Genomic DNA, 14,685 nt, shown 5'->3' with positions numbered 1-14,685 from the left:
GTTAAACTCTCCTTTAATCAAACAACACAAGAAAGACAGCCTTCCTGCCCTGTATCCTTCGTTCTTGCATAATAAAGTGTCTTAATGCCTTTATGGTGTGCATAAAGATCGATGCGGTTTAAATCACGCGTTGTCATCGTATCTTTTAAGAATAGTGTAAAGCTGATTCCTTGATCGACGTGCTGCTGAATCGTTGCGATCATATCGACCACTTTAAACATGTCCATATCGTACGCTTCTTTATAGAAGAACCAGTTTTGTGCTGAAAGACCTGGCATTGGGTAATAGGTTTTGCTGTTACCGTATGTTCTTTCTTCGATACGTTCCATAATTGGCATCACAGAGGCTGTTGCCGATTGAACATAGGAAATGGAACCTGTTGGTGCAATACATAAACGATAGCTGTGATACATGCCATGTTCCGCTACAAATTCTTTGAGTGCGGCCCAGTCTTCTTTTGTTGGAATGTGCATGCCTTCAAATAGCGCTGCTGCTTTTTCTGTTTTTGGTGTGAAATCATTTTCCACGTATTTATTGAAGTACTCACCAGTTGCATAGCCAGAGCCTTCATAACGATGGAATGTTTCTCCTTTTTCTTTCGCAAGCTCACTTGAGCGTTTAATTGAATAATAGTTCACCATCATAAAGAATGTATTTGCGAAATCTCTTGCTTCTTCACTTTCATAGGCAATTTGGTTTTGAGCTAAATACCCGTGAAGGTTCATCGCACCGAGTCCGATTGACTTCATCGCTTTGTTCGCTTTTCGAACAGCTGGTGCATTGCGAATGTCTGTTGTTTCAGACACAAGCGTTAGTGAGTCTGTTGCAAGCTTAACCGTTTTTTCAATCGATTTGTTTTTCATGACATTCATGATATTTAATGAACCAAGGTTACAAGAAATATCAAGACCGATTTCATCTTCTTGATCATAGTCCGTGTAAGAAGAAACCTCTGAAGCCTGAAGCACTTCTGAGCAAAGGTTTGAGAATTTCACTCGTGAAATATGGTTCAAGGCATGCTCTCTGTTTACATTATCTTGGAACATGATATATGGATAGCCTGATTCTGAGCGTAGAACAGCCAATTTTTCAAGAAGCTTTCTCGGATTGACTTTTTCTTTTTTGACTTTCGGGTTTTCTACAAGCTCGTCATACATTTCTTCCATGTCCATCTCATCAAGATGCTGTCCATATTCTTTATAGACTGTGTGAGGATAGAAGGTGTAAGCTGTTTTATCTTCTCTAGCAAGCTCGATAAATTTATCTGGGATGACGACTCCAATGGACAGAGTTTTCACGCGAACATCTTCATCGGCAGAGATTTTTTTCGTATCTAAGAAATCATTGATATCTCTGTGGAAAATATTCAGGTAAGCACTGCCTGATCCTTGTCTTTGCCCCATTTGATCTGCATATCTGAATGCATTATCAAGAAGCTTCATCACGCCGACGACACCTTTTGTCGCGTTTTCGACATCTTTGATTGCTTCGCCTTTTGCACGGAGTTTTGACAGGTTCAAACTGACGCCGCCGCCTAGTTTTGACAGCTGCATGGAAATATCAATCGCTCTTGAAATATCGTTTAGTGAGTCATTTACTTCAAGCAAGAAGCAGCTCACAAGCTCACCGCGTCTTTTACGTCCAGCGTTCAAGAAGGTTGGTGTACTTGGCTGGTACTCTTGATTGATCATCAGTTCTACAAACTCAAGTGCTTTTTCTTTATCCCCACCCGCAAAGAAAAGAGCAACAACTGAAATGCGGTCTTCATAGCGTTCAAGGATTTTCTTTTTATCATTTGTTTTCAGTGCATAGTCATTGTAAAACTTAAACGCACTCATAAATGATGGGAATCTAAATTTTTTGGCATATGCAGCTTCAAAGACTTCTTTAATATCTGCCATGCTGTATTGTCTTAAAAATTCTTCCTCATAGTAGTCGTTTTCTATTAAGTAATCAATCTTCTCTTCTAGATTGTGAAAAAAGACCGTGTTTTGATTAATGTAATCTACGAAATAACTATGTACAGCTTCTTTGTCCTTATCGAACTGAAACTTTCCTTCTTTTTGAATCATAATTTCGTTATTTAATTGTATCCACTTTGGAACCTGATTTTGTGACAATTCTTTCTACCTCCTGTGTAAACAATTCAACATCCCTTTTTGTTCCGCTTAGTTCAAAGGTGTGCAAAATAGGAACTTGATATTGTTTAGAAATCGTATCGGCGCTTTTTGCAAAATTATCTCCCCACACTTTGTTGCCACTCACCGCAACACCTAGTAAAAGGTGAGCATTTTTCTCTAAAAAGGACTGAGTGGTACTAGGGACTTGTCCAAATCCTGTCGTAAAGGTGACGAGAATAAACGGCGTATCCAAAAACTCTTCTCCAGTCAATTTTCGTTTGTCTGTAAAAGGGGTCTTGTCCAAAAAGCGTTGAACATTTCCTGTTTTTGAATCAAATACGATTTGAATCAATTCCATCACGACCTAGTTTTTAGTATTGTTGATCATTTCGTTATTCACTATATATAGTATACTATGTTTTTTCAAAACACAACATATAGATGTTCAAAACGAAAAAAATCAACCAACCCGGCCGAACCTTCACAGCCGAACTCGTACGTTCAAATAAATAGAGCAGAACAGGATCTAAAAATAGACTGCTCTACTCCCTATTCAACTGAAACCGAAATCTATCATAACACGAAAAAAAATCGCTTAGTAGACTAGACTTTTTGTTTTATTTTTTGTAGGCATCGCACTGTAAATCTTCTGACACTTCTGTAATTTCCACGTCAACACCTAATTCTTTTAGCACCGCTTCAAGCGCAGAGACGATTGAAGCTTCTCTCACTAATTCTTTCCCATTTACAGAAACGCTTGTTCCATATTCGAAACAGGAGTCGTCTTCACAAGTTTGTTCCCAATGATTAATTTTAATTTTATGTGTCATGAACTCATCCTTTTCTGTCTAGATGTCTGATGCATGATTATAGTGTAGCGGCTTCACATTCATTTGTAAATTTACGTGCTTACTCTTCTTCATCAAGGTCATCATCATATTCTTCGTCGTCCCATTCATCTATGTATTTCGTTGTAACGAGAGTCAGCTCTCCTTCTTTTTCATCAAACCGGTACACATGTACTTGATCATCTTTCACAACAGCAAAATGATTATTTTTTAGTGCAGCAGATGATGGTAAAACTCCATCTGCATTTTCATGAGAATGGTTATTCCAACTTTCTTGTCTCGTTTCAATGTTTGAGATAGCGCACGATCCAAACAAGACAACAATTCCAATCAAAAGGAGGATCACTCTAATCCTTCTTAATTCAAGCTCTGCATTTTCCATATGAATCCCCTCACCCTTCTAATATCCAATAAGGAATTATACGGAAAATTGGCAGAAAAGTTTCATTGCATACAAAATAGCCCCTCTGCACTGACAAAAAACGTAGCGGGTTCCGGCCGGTTTATTCGCAGAGGCATGGGGCTATTTTAAATACAACATATCCTATTCTAATTCTAGATTTACATTCTTTTGAGGTGCAAATGTAGAAATGGCGTGTTTATAAATAAGCTGCTGCTTCCCTTCTGTTTCAAGCAGCACCGTGAAATTGTCAAACCCTTTCACTTGACCGCGAAGCTGAAAGCCATTCAGCAAGAATACTGTGACAAATGTATTGTCTTTGCGGATCTGATTCAAAAACTGCTCCTGAATATTAATCGGTTTCATGTTTCGTCCTCCTTGATTCTGATAACTACAGTTTCGCTTTAAGTCCAAGCTTTCCTGCTATATATGCGAAAATTTCCTCTTTTTTGTCTGAAAAGTGGCAAGGCGGTGTCATATCAAACCAAGTGACCGCCATTTTATTACGGAACCACGTGAACTGACGCTTCGCATATCTACGGGAATTTTGCTTTAATTGCTGGATGGCTTCATCAAGTGAGCAGTCACCTTGAAAATAGGCATACAGCTCTTTATAACCAATGGCTTGAACAGACTGACAATCCTTCAAGCCAGATTGATAAAGTGCTCTCACTTCTTCAATTAAGCCCTCATCTATCATCATATCAATTCTTTGATGAATGCGCTCGTACAAAACCTCTCGATCCATTTTCAGCCCAATGAAGGCTGTATCATAAAGAGGAACTTCTTGATGCCCGTTTTGCATCTCAGACATTTTCTGACCTGTTGTATGAATCACTTCCAGCGCCCGGATCACGCGGCGGACGTTATTTGGATGAATAGCGTTTGCCGCATCAGGATCTACTGCCTTTAGCTTTTCGTGCAGCAAAAGCGCGCCGTGCTGCTGTTCAAAGAGCGTCATTTCTTCTCTAAAAGCAGGATCACTTTTCTCATCCGTAAATGTGTAATCATATAAAACAGATTGGATATAGAGGCCTGTTCCGCCGACAATCATTGGCGTTTTCCCTCTAGCGGCAATCTCTTTGATCTTCGAACGAACCAGCTGCTGAAATTCAGCTGTCGAAAAAGATTCGTCCGGCTGTTTAATATCAATTAAATGGTGCGGGATGCCATTCATTTCTTCGGGGGTGATTTTAGCTGTTCCGATATCCATCCCTTTATAAATCTGCATCGAATCCCCGCTGATAATCTCTCCATTAAATGCTTTGGCTATATCAATGCTCAATTTGGTTTTGCCGACAGCTGTCGGCCCTACTAACACGATTACTGGCTGCTTCGCTTTATTCATAACATCACTCACTTTTACAAAACTGCCTACAGTATAGCATAACTTTTCTTACTCTCCTATATCCTGCCCATCACCAGCCAAGCGGTTCATTTCCAACCACTTCATATGTTTTTCCTTTTAAACGATGCTTATGGGTTGGCCGCTTCTCATCTGGACTATAGACGACACCTCCATATGGGATGGGTACAGAATCGAGATAGGCTGAATAGGTGACTTCCTCGATCTCGTGATAATGTGTTCCATCCACTCTTGGAATTGCAGGCCCTGTGACCCCGTAGTACCTGTGGAAATGTCCTCTTTCAAAGGAGGTGATTCCGCGATAAAAATGAGTATGCCGGTCGGTATTGCTTCCATTCACAGGCTGAGAAATACCTTCTATTAAATGATAATGCCCCTCTGTTACATCCGTACGTGCTTTATATGCATGAGCATGCGGCGGACACTTTGCCCAATCAGATGGATACAGGCCCATTTCCAACATTCCTCCTTATATTAGGCGTTCACCCAAACATATGTAGGCAACTGGAATACACTGGTGTCAGTTACAGTGATTTTATGAGAAAGGAGCCTTTCATTATGAATTATTTTGACGCACCTCCGTTTATTCAAGAAGACATGAGAAGACCTTTTGGATTTGGGTTTGGCCGCCCTGGTTTTGGATTTGGGAGACCCGGTTTTGGATTTGGCCGCCCAGGCTTTGGCTTTGGAAGACCTTTCTTTGGACCTCCATTTTTAGGTGGTTTTGCTGGCGGTCTGCTTGCTGGATCTTTGCTTGCTCCAGGATTTGGATATCCTTATCCGCCATTCCCGCCATATGGACCATACCCTTGGTATTAAATATGACGTTTAAGTGAAAACATCCGTTCATAAAATGAATCGATTGACACACTCTTTTTTCATGGGTTAACATTTACTTTACCGACTGTTCAGTAAAGTAGGTGTTTTTTTTATGTCTAAAACCAAAAAAGAGCAAATTTTTGACGCGGCTGCCAGCACAATTCTAAAAGAAGGAGTCAGCCAGCTCACCCTTCAGCAGGTGGCAGAGCATGCAAATATGACCAAAGCTGGTCTGTTTTATCATTTTTCAAGCAAGGAAGAGCTCATCCAAAAAATGAATGAGCATGCGATTCTTTGTTTTCGTCAGCAGCTCGAGACGTATCAAGAAACATACAAACACGAAAAAGCGCCTTATGTACGCGCATATATATTGGCCACATTACATGATTTAGATATGCAGCATACGACCCAGCTATGTACAAGTATGCTGGCTACGATGTCATTTGATGATGCGCTGCTGCAACCTTGGCGTGATTTTTATGCGGAGTTCAAAGAAAAAGCAGCTGAGGAAATAAGCGATCCTGCACTGAGTCAGCTGATCCGCCTTGCATGTGATGGGATTTTCAGAAATGTTTCAGCTTGAACCGCTGAAAAGAGAGGAAAAAACCCTTTTACTTCATCGGATTTTACACCTATTAGAGGAGGGATGATCATGATCCTCGGATATCTTTTTTTGGCTGTTGCCATTTTTTCAGAAGCCATTGGCGCCGCGATGTTAAAATTATCAAATGGCTTTACGCGCTGGAAGCCTAGCGCTGCCGTAGTGGCTGGCTATACACTTGCTTTTTATATGCTGTCATTGACGCTGAACATCATTCCACTTAGCATGTCTTATGCAACATGGTCTGGGGTTGGTACGGTCCTCACGGCTATTTTTGGCGTGCTCTTTTTCAAAGAAACCTTGAACCAAAAAGCAGTCATTGGCATGGCGATGCTTGTCTCAGGGGTCGTACTATTGAATATGTCATAAAGGATGTGAGAGATCATAAAAGGAATGCTCTACTTAACAGGAGCCATTTTAACGGAGGTTTTTGGCAGTACAATGCTGAAGCTTTCACAAGGCTTTACGCAGCTGCTACCGAGTATTGGGGTACTGATCGGATTTGGCTGCGCCTTTACTTTCCTCAGTTTGGCACTAAAAACCATTGAGCTTTCGTCTGCCTATGCAACCTGGTCTGGCGTTGGAACAGCCCTTACCGCTCTTGTAGGACTTGTGCTGTTTAACGAAACCATCAGCACGAAAGGCTTCATCGGCCTTGCACTTGTCATCTGCGGCGTGATTGTCTTAAATCAGTCCAAGAAGCAACAGAACGAAACCAAAGCACAACTCGATCAAACCGAATGGACGTCATAAAAAAAGTCATTTTCTCCATATTTCAAGAGAAAATGACTTTTTTGTTTTTAACGGCCGACTTGAATGGTTTCTTCTAAAGAAATGTTCACATTCCCCTGAACAGCTCTTGAGATCATACATGAGCTTTCGGCTTTATGCGCAAGCTTACGAGCAAGCTCAATTTCATGTGCAGAAGCGGACTCTTTAAGGGTGATGACAGGTCGATGAATGATTTCCTCATAAGTAAACACACCATTTGTCACATCTACGACGGCTTCAGAGCTCATCGATAGATCCTCTTTCTCTAATTGACTCCGCTCCATCATGGCTGCAAGTGTAATGATATAACACGTAGCCGCTGCACCTAAGAGCATCTCATCTGGATTGGTTCCAACACCAGGACCGTCCATTTCCTTTGGAATCGAAATCTTTGTTTTTAATTGTTCACATGCGATTGTACCCACATCGTTACGCAGACCAGGCCAGCTTGCCTGAAGATGAAAATGATGACGCGCCATATCCGTCTCTCCTTTTGTTATCACTGTTCATAGTGTAACAAGAATTCCCCTGCTTGTCTTAGCAGGTGCACAGCCATTATGTATATTCTTCATCCAGCACTGTCCGAATCGCCCTGACATAACGATAGAATGTCTCGTTTTTTGTACTTGACCGCCTCCGAAAATCGAAACTGTCAAATAAAGCTTCACGCTGACTTCTACTAATCTCAAGCTGCACACTTTGCCCTGTTTTTGTAAGATTATTAATATTATGATTGCTTGTCCCGCTCAGGGTTGCGTGTGCGACAGCTAGTTCAGCAGAAAATCCGTTCCGCTCTAATGAGTTGACAATTTTCTCTGCACGGTCGTAATCTGTTCCGCCGACGAGAGTATGGTCAATTCCTTCCTCGCCTTTGTATCCATGCACTGCTAAAATGTAATCATGTGCTTTTGCCTGCGCGACGCCGATTGGCTCATCAAAGTTTGTACTTGTAATATGAAGTTCTGATGCATTCTCTCTTAGACCTTCAAATAAATACGTCGAAAAATCGTTGTCAAAAAAATGGACGATCTCGCTCACGCCGCCTTCGATCCTCCCGCCATGAGGTGACATCACAAGAAGGCGGCTGCCGGGCACTGGGTTGGCTGTAATGTTATAGCTGCTCGTTGATTCGTTTTCTTCAAGTTCTTTAAAATTTCGATAAATATCATTTGAACCGCTTTCGTCTTCCCCACCTGATGACACTGGCTCATCATGTTCCTGTGCTTGCATGGTATAATAAACGCCCCATCCGATCGCAAGCAGGAGAAGCAAAGCAAAAAACTTCTTCATTCCCGTTCTCCTTTAACAGATTTCTAAGCCGTTTCTATGATTTATATTGAATCATCATTTCTTATCATTTTTTCCACATTTTCTCTTCACGTTTGATCATAACACTCTAGATCATGAGATTCCTCAAAAATAAGATAATTGCATTTATATACACAGAAACGCCTCTCCTCTTTGAAAACAGAGTTAGAATAGTATGACAAACAAATGACGTTATGTTTAATATGACCTAGTCCTATCCAGTCTGTTTTCTTTAATTCGGCTTTTTTTGATAAGGATTTGATGTTTTCCATCTGTCACGCATCACATTTATATGAGCATTGACCCTGTCCACAGCCCTCCTTTTTCTGCAAAATCCTTTGTTTCACTGGTTCTCTCAGAAGAACTCTCCCACCTATCATCGGCAGATTCTATATGATTTCCACCTTTTTCTATTATTTTACAAAATGTAAGCGCTTTTCTTTTTTGAAAGACATAAGCAAGCCGCCAATATAAAGAAAAGGAGGGACAAGAATCCGAACCAAGCAGTTCTCATTCTCATAACGTAAGAGTGTACGAGAATGGATAGCTGGAATGGAGGGCATCACATGTTTGGATTTTCTATGGTGCAAATGGTCAGAACACATGCTAGTAAACTAGATCAGCCTTTAAGAGAGACCGTTCTTCACCTTTATAAACCTTTTAAATGGACGCCATGCTTTCTTCATCGTTTTTTCGAAGGCAGGCTGAAGAAGAAAAAGAAGCTTCGTGTGATCATTGAATTTAAGGAAGGTGCAGCCGAAGCAGGGATTCAAAGCACAAAACAGCTCATGAAAAAAAGCAGAAAAACAAATATAAAACGGCATTTTTCCCATATCAATTGCTGCGCTGCTGATCTAACGCCTGCTGCTTTAGAGGAGCTATTAGCAAATGGGGAGCATATTCGTAAAATTTATTTAGACCGGAAAGTTCATGCGCTGCTGGATGTAGCCGCACAAGCAAGTCATGCTGAAGAAGTCATCCGAAACGGGACAACTTTAACCGGAGAAGGCATTACGGTCGCTGTCATTGACACAGGAATTTATCCGCATGAAGATTTAGATGGAAGAATTCGAGATTTTGTGGATTTCGTCAAACAAAAAACAAAGCCTTATGATGATAATGGCCACGGTACTCACTGCGCGGGAGATGTCGCGGGAGATGGAGCCGCTTCAGATGGCTTATACAAAGGACCTGCCCCAAAAGCAAATCTGATTGGCGTGAAAGTGTTAAATAAACAAGGCGCTGGATCACTTTCTACTATTATAGAAGGTGTTGAATGGTGCATACAGTTCAACGAAGACCACCCTGATGATCCGATTCATATTATCAGTATGTCGCTAGGCGGTGCTGCGCAGCGTTATGATGACGAACAGGACGATCCAATGGTGCGTGCTGTCAATGCGGCTTGGGATCAAGGCATTGTTGTATGCGTCGCTGCAGGAAACTCTGGTCCTAACAGCCAGACAATTGCAAGCCCTGCTGTCAGCCAAAAAGTCATTACGGTCGGAGCCTACGATGACAGGAATACACCAGAATCAAGTGACGATGTCGTGGCACCGTTTTCCAGCAGAGGGCCAACTGTTTATGGGGAAGCAAAGCCTGATATCCTCGCACCAGGCGTAAACATCGTTTCTCTCAGATCACCAAGATCCTTTCTGGATAAACTCGATAAATCAAGCAGAGTCGATGAGGATTATACAACGTTATCTGGCACATCGATGGCAACACCGATTTGTGCTGGTATTTGCGCTCTACTATTAGAGCATTCACCGGATTTAACGCCAGATGAAGTCAAAACCCTGTTAAAAGAAAATACTGGCAAGTGGTCTGGGGATGACCCGATGATTTATGGAGCAGGTGCAATTGACGCAGAAAAAGCAATCAAAGAATAAAGAAAAAAGCCCTTTACGTTTTGCGTAAAGGGTGTTGTTTGTCTCATTTTTAAGTGTGAAGTCTTTCATCTACTTGAGCAGCTGACATGTTATGCTTCGTTCTCATACATCTCATCTCCTTTTTGAATGTGCGTACGCGCTTCGATCACAATCTCAAAAAAAGTGGAGGATTCCTTGTACATGTCGCGTTCCTTATAATAATTAGCCGCATCAAGCGCTAATTCCTCTAAATCAGCAAACATTTTTTTATTTCTCAGACCAAAAAGGGCCGACCTCAATTGCTCACAGCCGTCTTTCTCTATATAGAGCGCCTGCAAAAATTGGAATTTCAACTGATAAATTTCATCTTCCAATACACAAGCCTCTTTCATTCCTGTAGATATGGCCTCCCCCGCCCGCTGAATATCTCCGAGTTTAAAACAAGTAAGGGCAAGTGAAAACAATGATTTGATCATCGTGGATGCTTGATCTTTCTGATAAAGTGAGATGGCTTGTTCAAAAAAGACAGTCGCTGTATGGTACGTTCCCATACTATAATGGCAAGTGCCTAAGTTATTAAGAGCCATTGCTTTAAAGTAAGATGTGCATTCTTTTTGTTCCATCGCTTCACAGACCTTTAACGCTTTTTCTAAATAAGGAAGCGCTTTTTGATACTGATTAACATCAATCCAATTACCTGCCATGACAAAATCACATTGAATGCTTCTTTTTCCATAAAGCTGATGTTTCTTGTAGATGTCTCTTGCCTTTTTAGCGTAGTGCATGGAGAAATAGGTTTGTTTCATATGATAGTATACTTCTGCGATTTTATAGTAAAATTCTGCTTTTTCAATCTCATCTGTCACTAAAATCAGTTGATGTTCAGCATGCTTGTAATATGAAATGGCCTCGATATAGCGGCGCTGGATAAACGCATACATTCCATGAAAAAAATGAAAATAATAGCCGAGTAAGCCTGTCATCTCATCTTCTGCATCGTCAATTTCTTTAGGAAAGGACACTGCTTGAAGCGTTTCACTCCCTGCATGGACTGGCGCTAAGTGCTGAAGCATCATTTGATGGCGAAAATCCATTAGAGAATAGTATAGGAGTAAATCTTGATCCTCTTCCATATCATGAATTTCTTCTTCAACAAGGCGCTTCATGCCGTTTGCCTGTTCAACTTCAAATTTGCAAATATGCGTGTACCATTGATTGATCTTTACACCTACTTCGGAAGATGGTATTTTGTGTGCCATCCACTTCAGCCCCATTCTATCATATCAAACTGATAACTATTATTTTACATAATTTATGTTTTTAAGGCAAATTGTAAGTTATTACATATTTTATGTTCAAATCGCATATTCCTATCTTTTTTACCAAGTTTAAATAGAGTACTTTTGCCCATCAAAATTTTATTACGAAGAAGGGTCGAATTCTCTGAGCACTTCTTTTAACGCATTAATATAGCGTCTGAATGCTTTTTTCTTTCCCTTTCTCGTATCAAAATTGTCAAAAAAAGCTTCTCTTTGCGCTGTACTAATTTCGAGCTGAACGCTTTCACCACTCGCATTTCGATTATTTATATTTTTGGGATCTGTACCAGAAAGCCGTTCGCCTTTTTGTACCATTTCTGCGGAAAATCCCCGATCTTTTAGTTCTCGTACAACTGCTCTTTGCATTTTTTCATTTGTGCCGCCAACGAGCGTGTGTCTTTTATCACTTTTATAGCCGTGGATGGAAATTGAAAAAGGATACGTTTTAATCATTTGAACCAAAATGGGTTCATCAAAATTGGTACTCGTGATATGCAGGTCCCGGTTATTGTCTTGCTTTGTACCTTCAAACAAATACGTAGAGTAGCTTTCTTGAAAGGCTTCTACAATTTCACTTGTTCCTGGTTCAATGTCACCTCCATGAGGAGAAAATACGAGTAAATCACTTCCGCCCTTTTCGTGAAATTCTATCTCATAACCGTCTCTTTCATATCGCATGAGCTGTTTAAAGTTTTCATATTGATCGCCTTGTTTTCGCTCTTTTTGATACTTTTCTACCTCTTGATGATGCTGCTTTTGCTCTTTTTTTTCTTGAACAGAATGGCTGCATTTCACCATTAAAAGAGTACACAGAATAAGAAAGATGAATCCACATATTAGTAACCTTTTCATTTCACCGCTCCTTTTTTCTCTTAGGTGTCATCTTACCGCAATATTTTACTATCAATGGCTTAGAAAATTCAAAGGTTGTCCGGCTCATTTGAATGAATCAGGAGAAGTTACCTGTTTTTAATGTTATCTAGGTATTTCAGAGGTCTTTAAATTTTTGTTGTGAACGTAAAAACTAAATCGTATGACCTCATTTCAATTTTAGTTAAAACCACCTACAAAAATGGCAATATTACTCTTTTCTTCAAACAAAAAAGCTGTAAACAAAAGGAGTGCCCCCTTCAGTTTACAGCTAGTCTCTGTATATCATCATTACATTCTTAATTCATTCTCTAAAGCTGTCATCACTTCATCTTGCGTCAGTCCCTGTGCAAGTGAAATCTCACTCACTAACATACCTCTTGCATCTTCAAGCATCTTCTTTTCACTTGAATTTAATGCTTTCTTCTGATTTCGTCTCATTAGATCTTTGACAACGTCTGCACCATCTTCGATCGCACCTGTTTTTAGCTTTTTCAGATTTTCATCATATCTTTGCTTCCAAGTAAGCGTGTCGTCGTTTGTTTCTTCTGCAAAATTGTTCATCACAACTTTCAGCGTTGCTTGATCTGCTACCGGACGTATACCTAGTTGATTGATTCTGCCTTTTGGGACCATCATCTGCATATTCGGCATTTGAATCAGGAAATATTCCTGCGTCTTACCTAAAATCTCTTTTTCTTCCATTCCTTCAATCACACCGGCTCCATGCATTGGATAAACAATTTTATCACCTATTTGAAACAAATCCGCCACCTCCGAAAGTATTCACAATATCATTATAACACATTTCATCAGAGGATAAAAATTTATATTTTATCATGTTAATTTAGCACTAGTCAATTCTTTTTATTTGAGTTTTTTCAGAAAAAGGCCTTTTTTTATAAAAGAAGCAAGAGCATCCAGTCCTCATGACTCTTTCTTGCATATACTAGCATTGAGTCACATTTAGGAGGGATGACAATGTGCAAATGCAAGTGCAAACATTCCCACTCACACTGCCATAAAAAGCATGACGATCATTGCCATGAGGATCCATGTAAAGAAAAAAAGTTTTGTCATAAAAAAGATAAATGGTTTGAGAGCGATTTTTGGGATACCTCTCGAAGCTACGATCCCTGTTATTTTCCTAAAAGTGTCTGCAGCAGATGTAAAAAGCGTCGCAGAAGAAGACACAGCTACACAATTTAAGGCTTGACGCTTTACCTGCTTTTCCTTTTACCGGCTGAAAGGCCGGTTTTTTTCTTTTATATGGATAGGCTCATGAAGCAGATCTGTCTCATAGGATATGGCAACCTGACATAAAGGATGAGATATACATGAACGATATGAACAGCCAAATGAATCATTATCACCAAGAAAATCCCTATCACACATTTGAAAATGTGTATACAGCCAATCATGAGCATATGGTCGCGCCAAACATGCATGATCATATGAATATGCCAAACCATTATCATAGCGGCAAAAAAGATGTGTATAACGCGCACCATCCACATCATCATTCAGTTTATTCACCGTTTCCAAATCAGCATGATACCTTTTCAAAGCATGTTCCAATGAAGGACCATCATCATCTAGGCCATTATGGTGGATACGGGATGATGCCACATCATCCATATGGTTATCAAGATATGCATATGATGATGCCAACAAACCAGCAAATGCCAGGCCATTATTACGGAATGAATCAACCAAATGCGCTATTTCCCCGCTATTACTAAAGAATGACAAAATAAGGGTATAATGTCCCATTTAATACCATATGGTAATATGGTAACATTATAGGTAAATAATGGGTGTAATCATCTATTATTTACCTATATTCAACAAGGGGGAAGGAAAAAATGAAAAAAACGTGGACGATTCTTATGATGGGGATGCTCACATTGGTTATGGCACTGTCAGTACCGCTTTCTGCATCTGCTGAGGAAGCCGGCAAAGCAACAACCAATGCAAAACCAGCTGCACTTTACGCAAAAATTACAGGAGCAAGTAAGCAGGAATGGTCTTTTTCTGACATTGAGCTGACGTACAGCCCAAATTCTGTTCTAAGTCTTGGTGCGGTTGAGTTCACTCTGCCAAAGGGTTTCCAAGCAACAACTAAAGACATTATGAACGGTAAAGCATTAAAAGACAGCTACATTTTGAACAACGGACAAACCGTTCGTATCCCGCTCAGATTGGATTTACTTGGAATTTCCAAATATACATTAAAGCTTTCACATAAAGTACTTCCTGCTGCAGGTACATATACGTTCCGTGCAGAAAATCGAGCCATCAGCATCGGTTCCACATTTTATGCAGAAGATACGATTGATATTAATACACGACCAGTTGTGGTCACACCGCCAGATCCTTGCGGATGCTAAAT

The 14,685-nt window shown here is 40.3% G+C and carries 19 protein-coding genes; 7 read left to right on the top strand and 12 right to left on the bottom strand.

The window, feature by feature from the left end:
- Nucleotides 1-17: 17 nt before the first annotated feature.
- From nrdE to NSS65_RS08775, 7 genes are all read right to left on the bottom strand, one after another.
- On the bottom strand, nucleotides 18-2,120 hold the full coding sequence (gene nrdE / locus NSS65_RS08805; protein ID WP_024424086.1) for a class 1b ribonucleoside-diphosphate reductase subunit alpha: 2,103 nt from the start codon (nucleotides 2,118-2,120) through the stop codon (nucleotides 18-20).
- Entirely contained in the window at nucleotides 2,080-2,472 is a 393-nt protein-coding gene (gene nrdI / locus NSS65_RS08800; RefSeq protein ID WP_008360380.1) for a class Ib ribonucleoside-diphosphate reductase assembly flavoprotein NrdI, read from the bottom strand. Before nrdI ends, nrdE begins: the two co-directional genes overlap by 41 nt.
- Nucleotides 2,473-2,737: 265 nt before the next feature.
- Nucleotides 2,738-2,950, bottom strand: a complete 213-nt coding sequence (locus tag NSS65_RS08795) for a hypothetical protein (protein ID WP_034281933.1) — start codon at nucleotides 2,948-2,950, stop codon at nucleotides 2,738-2,740.
- Between the two features lie 79 nt (nucleotides 2,951-3,029).
- Nucleotides 3,030-3,350 carry a YmzC family protein gene (locus NSS65_RS08790; protein WP_024424087.1) on the bottom strand — a complete coding sequence of 107 codons (321 nt, stop codon included), beginning with the start codon at nucleotides 3,348-3,350 and terminating at the stop codon, nucleotides 3,030-3,032.
- A 162-nt stretch (nucleotides 3,351-3,512) separates the two neighbouring features.
- On the bottom strand, nucleotides 3,513-3,734 hold the full coding sequence (gene hfq, locus NSS65_RS08785; protein WP_024424088.1) for an RNA chaperone Hfq: 222 nt from the start codon (nucleotides 3,732-3,734) through the stop codon (nucleotides 3,513-3,515).
- Nucleotides 3,735-3,759: 25 nt separating this feature from the next.
- Entirely contained in the window at nucleotides 3,760-4,716 is a 957-nt protein-coding gene (miaA, locus tag NSS65_RS08780; RefSeq protein WP_034281931.1) for a tRNA (adenosine(37)-N6)-dimethylallyltransferase MiaA, read from the bottom strand.
- 70 nt (nucleotides 4,717-4,786) lie between these two features.
- Nucleotides 4,787-5,188, bottom strand: a complete 402-nt coding sequence (locus NSS65_RS08775; RefSeq protein ID WP_034281930.1) for a YmaF family protein — start codon at nucleotides 5,186-5,188, stop codon at nucleotides 4,787-4,789.
- Nucleotides 5,189-5,292: 104 nt separating this feature from the next.
- Here NSS65_RS08775 and NSS65_RS08770 point away from each other — a divergent pair, with 104 nt between their 5' ends.
- The 4 genes from NSS65_RS08770 to NSS65_RS08755 all read left to right on the top strand — a co-directional run bounded on the left by NSS65_RS08770 (nucleotide 5,293) and on the right by NSS65_RS08755 (nucleotide 6,907).
- Nucleotides 5,293-5,553, top strand: a complete 261-nt coding sequence (locus tag NSS65_RS08770; RefSeq protein ID WP_041117464.1) for a hypothetical protein — start codon at nucleotides 5,293-5,295, stop codon at nucleotides 5,551-5,553.
- Nucleotides 5,554-5,665: 112 nt separating this feature from the next.
- Nucleotides 5,666-6,136, top strand: a complete 471-nt coding sequence (locus NSS65_RS08765; protein ID WP_342467374.1) for a TetR/AcrR family transcriptional regulator — start codon at nucleotides 5,666-5,668, stop codon at nucleotides 6,134-6,136.
- Between the two features lie 69 nt (nucleotides 6,137-6,205).
- Nucleotides 6,206-6,523 carry a multidrug efflux SMR transporter gene (locus NSS65_RS08760; protein WP_034281927.1) on the top strand — a complete coding sequence of 106 codons (318 nt, stop codon included), beginning with the start codon at nucleotides 6,206-6,208 and terminating at the stop codon, nucleotides 6,521-6,523.
- 15 nt (nucleotides 6,524-6,538) lie between these two features.
- Nucleotides 6,539-6,907 (top strand): multidrug efflux SMR transporter, encoded by a 369-nt coding sequence (locus NSS65_RS08755; protein ID WP_034281925.1) that lies wholly within the window; start codon nucleotides 6,539-6,541, stop codon nucleotides 6,905-6,907.
- A gap of 47 nt (nucleotides 6,908-6,954) precedes the next feature.
- Here the strand turns inward: NSS65_RS08755 and NSS65_RS08750 are convergent, their stop codons facing one another.
- Both NSS65_RS08750 and NSS65_RS08745 read right to left on the bottom strand, forming a co-directional pair.
- On the bottom strand, nucleotides 6,955-7,404 hold the full coding sequence (locus tag NSS65_RS08750; RefSeq protein ID WP_034281924.1) for an OsmC family protein: 450 nt from the start codon (nucleotides 7,402-7,404) through the stop codon (nucleotides 6,955-6,957).
- Between the two features lie 76 nt (nucleotides 7,405-7,480).
- Complete coding sequence (locus NSS65_RS08745; RefSeq protein ID WP_024427035.1) at nucleotides 7,481-8,215, bottom strand: poly-gamma-glutamate hydrolase family protein; 735 nt, start codon at nucleotides 8,213-8,215, stop codon at nucleotides 7,481-7,483.
- A 584-nt stretch (nucleotides 8,216-8,799) separates the two neighbouring features.
- Between NSS65_RS08745 and NSS65_RS08740 the strand changes: the two genes are divergently transcribed.
- Nucleotides 8,800-10,125: a S8 family peptidase gene (locus tag NSS65_RS08740; protein WP_034281922.1), complete on the top strand. Its 1,326-nt coding sequence runs from the start codon at nucleotides 8,800-8,802 to the stop codon at nucleotides 10,123-10,125.
- Nucleotides 10,126-10,214: 89 nt separating this feature from the next.
- Here the strand turns inward: NSS65_RS08740 and NSS65_RS08735 are convergent, their stop codons facing one another.
- From NSS65_RS08735 to NSS65_RS08725, 3 genes are all read right to left on the bottom strand, one after another.
- Nucleotides 10,215-11,363: a Rap family tetratricopeptide repeat protein gene (locus NSS65_RS08735; RefSeq protein ID WP_034281920.1), complete on the bottom strand. Its 1,149-nt coding sequence runs from the start codon at nucleotides 11,361-11,363 to the stop codon at nucleotides 10,215-10,217.
- A 162-nt stretch (nucleotides 11,364-11,525) separates the two neighbouring features.
- Nucleotides 11,526-12,275 carry a poly-gamma-glutamate hydrolase family protein gene (locus NSS65_RS08730; protein WP_034281917.1) on the bottom strand — a complete coding sequence of 250 codons (750 nt, stop codon included), beginning with the start codon at nucleotides 12,273-12,275 and terminating at the stop codon, nucleotides 11,526-11,528.
- A gap of 309 nt (nucleotides 12,276-12,584) precedes the next feature.
- The gene (locus tag NSS65_RS08725) at nucleotides 12,585-13,058 is read right to left on the bottom strand and encodes a CarD family transcriptional regulator (protein WP_024424099.1); all 474 of its coding nucleotides are present in this window, start codon (nucleotides 13,056-13,058) and stop codon (nucleotides 12,585-12,587) included.
- Nucleotides 13,059-13,630: 572 nt separating this feature from the next.
- Here NSS65_RS08725 and NSS65_RS08720 point away from each other — a divergent pair.
- Both NSS65_RS08720 and bslA read left to right on the top strand, forming a co-directional pair.
- Nucleotides 13,631-14,035 (top strand): hypothetical protein, encoded by a 405-nt coding sequence (locus NSS65_RS08720; protein WP_034281914.1) that lies wholly within the window; start codon nucleotides 13,631-13,633, stop codon nucleotides 14,033-14,035.
- A gap of 123 nt (nucleotides 14,036-14,158) precedes the next feature.
- A complete protein-coding gene (bslA, locus tag NSS65_RS08715) occupies nucleotides 14,159-14,683 on the top strand; it encodes a biofilm surface layer hydrophobin BslA (protein WP_024424102.1) in 525 nt (174 codons plus the stop codon).
- Nucleotides 14,684-14,685: the final 2 nt, after the last annotated feature.

The sequence above is a fragment of the Bacillus sp. FSL K6-1006 genome, assembly GCF_038593175.1.
Classification (GTDB): domain Bacteria; phylum Bacillota; class Bacilli; order Bacillales; family Bacillaceae; genus Bacillus; species Bacillus safensis.
This window is presented reverse-complemented; position numbering and strand designations above follow the sequence as displayed.

Bases quoted from the DNA above. Each gene is read 5' to 3' on its own strand.
- NSS65_RS08750 (WP_034281924.1), bottom strand. From the start codon at position 7,404: ATGGCGCGTCATCATTTTCATCTTCAGGCAAGCTGGCCTGGTCTGCGT.
- bslA (WP_024424102.1), top strand. From the start codon at position 14,159: ATGAAAAAAACGTGGACGATTCTTATGATGGGGATGCTCACATTGGTT.
- NSS65_RS08735 (WP_034281920.1), bottom strand. From the start codon at position 11,363: ATGGCACACAAAATACCATCTTCCGAAGTAGGTGTAAAGATCAATCAA.
- NSS65_RS08740 (WP_034281922.1), top strand. From the start codon at position 8,800: ATGTTTGGATTTTCTATGGTGCAAATGGTCAGAACACATGCTAGTAAA.
- NSS65_RS08745 (WP_024427035.1), bottom strand. From the start codon at position 8,215: ATGAAGAAGTTTTTTGCTTTGCTTCTCCTGCTTGCGATCGGATGGGGC.
- NSS65_RS08775 (WP_034281930.1), bottom strand. From the start codon at position 5,188: ATGGGCCTGTATCCATCTGATTGGGCAAAGTGTCCGCCGCATGCTCAT.
- hfq (WP_024424088.1), bottom strand. From the start codon at position 3,734: ATGAAACCGATTAATATTCAGGAGCAGTTTTTGAATCAGATCCGCAAA.
- NSS65_RS08760 (WP_034281927.1), top strand. From the start codon at position 6,206: ATGATCCTCGGATATCTTTTTTTGGCTGTTGCCATTTTTTCAGAAGCC.
- NSS65_RS08720 (WP_034281914.1), top strand. From the start codon at position 13,631: ATGAACGATATGAACAGCCAAATGAATCATTATCACCAAGAAAATCCC.
- NSS65_RS08795 (WP_034281933.1), bottom strand. From the start codon at position 2,950: ATGACACATAAAATTAAAATTAATCATTGGGAACAAACTTGTGAAGAC.
- NSS65_RS08770 (WP_041117464.1), top strand. From the start codon at position 5,293: ATGAATTATTTTGACGCACCTCCGTTTATTCAAGAAGACATGAGAAGA.
- NSS65_RS08765 (WP_342467374.1), top strand. From the start codon at position 5,666: ATGTCTAAAACCAAAAAAGAGCAAATTTTTGACGCGGCTGCCAGCACA.
- miaA (WP_034281931.1), bottom strand. From the start codon at position 4,716: ATGAATAAAGCGAAGCAGCCAGTAATCGTGTTAGTAGGGCCGACAGCT.
- NSS65_RS08730 (WP_034281917.1), bottom strand. From the start codon at position 12,275: ATGAAAAGGTTACTAATATGTGGATTCATCTTTCTTATTCTGTGTACT.
- NSS65_RS08790 (WP_024424087.1), bottom strand. From the start codon at position 3,350: ATGGAAAATGCAGAGCTTGAATTAAGAAGGATTAGAGTGATCCTCCTT.